The 4,295-nt window shown below is 64.7% G+C and carries 3 protein-coding genes; all 3 read right to left on the reverse strand.

The window, feature by feature from the left end; translation table 11 throughout:
- A partial coding sequence (locus tag EN742_RS26115; RefSeq protein ID WP_128333449.1) for an amidase occupies positions 1 to 1,317 on the reverse strand: 1,317 nt, incomplete at its 3' end.
- A 110-nt stretch (positions 1,318 to 1,427) separates the two neighbouring features.
- The gene (locus EN742_RS26120; RefSeq protein WP_127406974.1) at positions 1,428 to 3,242 is read right to left on the reverse strand and encodes a tetratricopeptide repeat protein; all 1,815 of its coding nucleotides are present in this window, start codon (positions 3,240 to 3,242) and stop codon (positions 1,428 to 1,430) included.
- Between the two features lie 83 nt (positions 3,243 to 3,325).
- On the reverse strand, positions 3,326 to 4,295 hold a 970-nt coding region (locus EN742_RS26125; RefSeq protein ID WP_148670257.1), incomplete at its 5' end, for a WD40 repeat domain-containing protein.

Genomic DNA, 4,295 nt, shown 5'->3' on the forward strand with positions numbered 1-4,295 from the left:
TTGCTCCAGCCCCTCGAGGCCGGCCTGCATTGTCGGGATGCGCTCGAACGGCGTCACACCCTGCTTCGCCCGCTCGACATATTCGGCGAGGTCGAAGCCGTCGTCGCCATAGCGGTCGGGCAGCGCGCCCGGCGGCTGCGGGAAGATTTTTGCGCCGTCGACCGAAGCGAGATCGGGAATCGCCGGATCGGCGTTGGCGCGCAAAAAATCGTCCCAGGACCAGATGCAAAGGTCCCAGATCTCGCGGGCGGGGAAATCCTCAGGCACCAGCCCGCGCTCAACCATGGCCTTCGCGCCGGGACGGTCGCGCTCATAGTTGGAGACGACGGGGAAGTCGACCTCGACCACCTCGGCGCCGAGTGCTTCGAGGTCGGCCGCGGCCTGCCGCCAGAGGTCGAGCACCGAGGCGCGCGTCTCGATCGGCTTTGCTGCTTGCGCGTCGCGCCCGACATACATTCTGGGCACGCCGAGCCGCTTGCCCTCGAGCGCACCCGCCAGTGCCAACCCGGCGTAGCTCGCCGGCCTCAGCGCCGAGGCTTTCGGGATCGGCACCCAGGGCTGCATGCGCCAGAGGTCGCCGCGCGTTTCGGCATCGTCGGCGACGATCACGTCGAGCAGTTCCAGCATGTCGGCGACGGAGCGCGTATGCGGCACCACCACGTCCATCGTCGGCACCAATGGCCAGTTGCCGCGCACCGAAATAATGCCGCGCGAGGGCGTGTACGCGACCAGCGCGTTGTTGGAGGCCGGCGCGCGGCCGGACGACCAGGTTTCCTCGCCGAGGCCGAAAGCGGCGAAGCTGGCGGCCGTCGCTGTGCCCGAGCCATTGGAGGAACCGGAGCCGAAAGCAGCGGTCAGATAATCCGCATTGTAAGGGCTCTCGGCGCGGCCATAGACGCCGCGCTGCATGCCGCCATTGGCCATCGGCGGCATGTTGGTGAGACCGACCAGCACCGCGCCCGCCGCGCGCAGGCGCGCTATGGTGAAGGCGTCTTCATTGGCGACGAGTTGTTCGAACGCGGGCGAGCCGGCGGCGACCGTCAGGCCCCTCACCTTGTAGCTGTCCTTGGCGGTGTAGGAGATGCCGTCGAGCGGCCCGAGTGTTTTGCCCTCACGCCGCCGTCGGTCGGAAGCCGCCGCGTCCGCGAACATGTCGGGGTTGAGCACCGGTACGGCGTTGAGCGCGATGCCGTGGCGGTCGTAGCGCGCGATACGCCGCAAGTAAGCGCCGACCAGTTCGACGCTGGTGACGGTGCCGTCCTCCAGCGCGCGGCGCAGGTCGGCGATCGAGGCTTCGACGAGGTGGAGGTCGGGCATGGTGAAGCTCGGGTGGCGTTCAGTCATCTCTGCGGGCATCTTCTTCGCAGGGGGTAGATCGAAGCTCACGCAGGTTCTCGGAAATCGCAGAGCGTTGTGGGCAATTCGTCTCACAGAGTCTTGCTGTCGAACTGGCCGTTTTCCTTCATGAGCTCCAGATGTGTCTTGGCCGCGCTGTTGCCATGCTCCGCCGCCTTGAAGAACCATTTGGCGGCTTCCGGGTAGTTCGGCTTTCCGTCGATCCCGCGATAGTAGAGCGCACCCAGACTGAACTCAGCGTCGACATTTCCAGCCTTCGCCGCTTCCAGCCACCAGGTCTCGGCCGCTTTGTCGTCTCTGGGGGTGCCTTCGCCGTTGGCATAGGCGTAAGCCACATGCATTTCGGCCGGAACGTATCCTTGCTTCGCGGACCTGAGCCACCACGCAATGGCATCCGCGTTACTCTGCAGCACACCGGCACCCCTGGAGTAGACGTTTCCAAGGGCTTCTTGGGCCATTGCGTTGCCCTGGTCCGCCGCCTTTCGCCACAGCCTGGCAGCCTTGGCCGCGTCCTTTGGCACGCCAACCCCGTCAAAGTATATCCCACCGAGTGCGAATTGCGCTAGCTCGTTGCCCTGATCCGATGCCTTGCTCAACCAGGTGAACGCCCGACTCTCATCCTTCTCCGTCCCCTGCCCGTCCCTGTATGATATGCCGACGTTGAACTGCGCGACCGCGTGGCCGTTGATGGCGGCCTTCATCCACCACTGGAAGGCCAACCTACCATCCGGCAGAAGTCCCCTGCCTTCATGATACAAGATACCGAGCAGGTACTGGGCTTCGGCATTATCCCCATTCGCCGCCTTGGCGGCCCACGTTGCGGCCAGTCGATCGTCCCGTTCTGTTCCCTCGCCAAGGGAATAAGCCCGAGCCAGATTGTAGCCAGCTTCTACATTTCCCTCCTGAGCGGCCTTGCGCCACCAATCAACTGCTTGTCCGTAGCTCTGAGCGACACCTCTGCCCTGCGCGTAAAGGCCGCCTAGAGTGGATCGCGCAAGAATGTTGCCTTGGTTGGCCGCTTTGCTCATCCAGGCGAATGCCTGGGCGTCATCCTCGCGGACGCCTTTTCCCGTGATGTAAGCGCTTGCCACCGCGTACTGCGCATCGGCCAGGCCAGCAGTGGCGGCCTTCATCCACCATTCGAATGCCAGGCGGTCGTCCTGGCCAATCCCATGGCCCCGGAAATAGAGGGTGCCTAGCAAGGCTTGACCGTTTGGCTCGCCTCTTTCAGCGGCCCTTCTCACCCACTGCACGGCAAGCTTGTCGTCTTTCTCGACACCTTCGCCGAGGTAGTAGGCGCGACCGATGCAGTAGACAGCTTCGATACTTCCCCCATCGGCCGCCTTGCGCCACCAATAGAGAGCCTGCTCATGGCTTTGCGCAACGCCTTGGCCCTGCATATACAGGCCGCCGAGGGCGTACTGCCCATTCGCGTTACCCTTGTCGGCTGATTGCGTGGCAAATTTCAGCGCCAGTTGATCGTTTTGGTCGACACCATTGCCCTGGGAATAGGCTTGGCTGAGCCAGGACGCAGCATCGGCATTTCCTTGCTCGGCCGCCTTGCCCCACCAAAAGGCCGCCAGCTTGGCATTTTGGGCGATGCCCTGGCCGTGCCAGTACATCGCTCCCAGACCGGACTGTGCGTCGGCATGTCCCATTTTGGCCAGCAGAGCGGTCTGGCGAAATTGCTCGCTATAATCCTTGGCCAAAAAAGCTGCTTGCGCCTTCCTTATGGCCGACCACTGCACATAGTAATTTCGGGCAGGTCCAAGCAGCACGAAAGCGGCGAGTAACACCAAGACGACGGGAAGAACTGTTCGTCTACGCCGCGCGGGTGGGCTGAAAACAGTTGTATCCGCCTCTGGCGTCCAGTCGTTATTGCTCAAGGTCCCCAACCCATTTGCAGCCACCAGCAATCATTAGCGCAAGCCAGGCCGTTCTGGAACATCCGCAGCTGTCGATCTTTCCGCTACTCCGGCGCGCCCGCGAACAGCACCACCCCCTCGCCGCCGGCCGCCGGCCAGTCGCGGATGGTGCGGTCGTAGCCGCCGGTGAGCAGCGTGCCGTCGGCGGCGAAGGCGACCGCGTAGATCGGGCCGGTGCCGGGGTCGAACTCGGCGATCTGGTCGCCGGTGTCCATGTTCCAGATGCGCGCCGTGCCGTCGAGCGAGACCGATGCAAGCCGCTTGCCGTCGGGGGACAGCGCGATTTCATAGACGGTGCCGGAATGGCCTTCGAAGCGGCGCACTTCCCTGAAGCTGTCCAGGTCCCAGAGCTTGATCGTGTAGTCGCCGCTGCCGGTGATCGCATGGTGCCCGTCAGCGGTGAAGACGGCGCCATAGGCGCCCTGCTCGTGCCCGTGCCAGCTGCGCAGTTGCTTGCCCGAAACAATGTCCCAGAGTTTCAGCTCGCCATCGATGCTGCCCGACAGGGCTTTCGTGCCGTCGGGCGAGACGGCGACCGAGCTCACCGACCAGTCATGGCCCGACAGCACATGCAGCACGACGCCCTTCTCGAGATCCCAGACGATAACGGCGCCAGTGTCGTGGCCGCTGACGGCCAGCTTGCCGTCGGGGCTGATCGCCAGGTTCCTGACGCCGCCGTTCTGCCCCGCGGAAAAGACGTGCAGCACGGCGCCGTCGGCAAGGTTCCTCAGCACGATCTCGCCGTCGTCGCCGGCGGTAAGCGCCGTCTTGCCGTCAGGCATGAACAGCGCCGTGCGCGCCATGTCCTTGTGCTCACCCAGATTGCGGATCAGCCGCTTGCCGTCGATGTCCCAGAGCTTGATCATGCGGTCGGTGCTGGCGCTCATCACCTCGCGCCCGTCTTGCGAGACCGCCAGCCAGACAACGGCGTCGCGGCCCTCAGCCTGGGTCGGCAGCGGCGGCGGCGCGGGCGGCAGCGGAGCGACGGTCTCGGGCGGCGGGGCCGTCGCGCTG

It is taken from the genome of Mesorhizobium sp. M4A.F.Ca.ET.020.02.1.1, from assembly GCF_004022645.1.
Classification (GTDB): domain Bacteria; phylum Pseudomonadota; class Alphaproteobacteria; order Rhizobiales; family Rhizobiaceae; genus Mesorhizobium.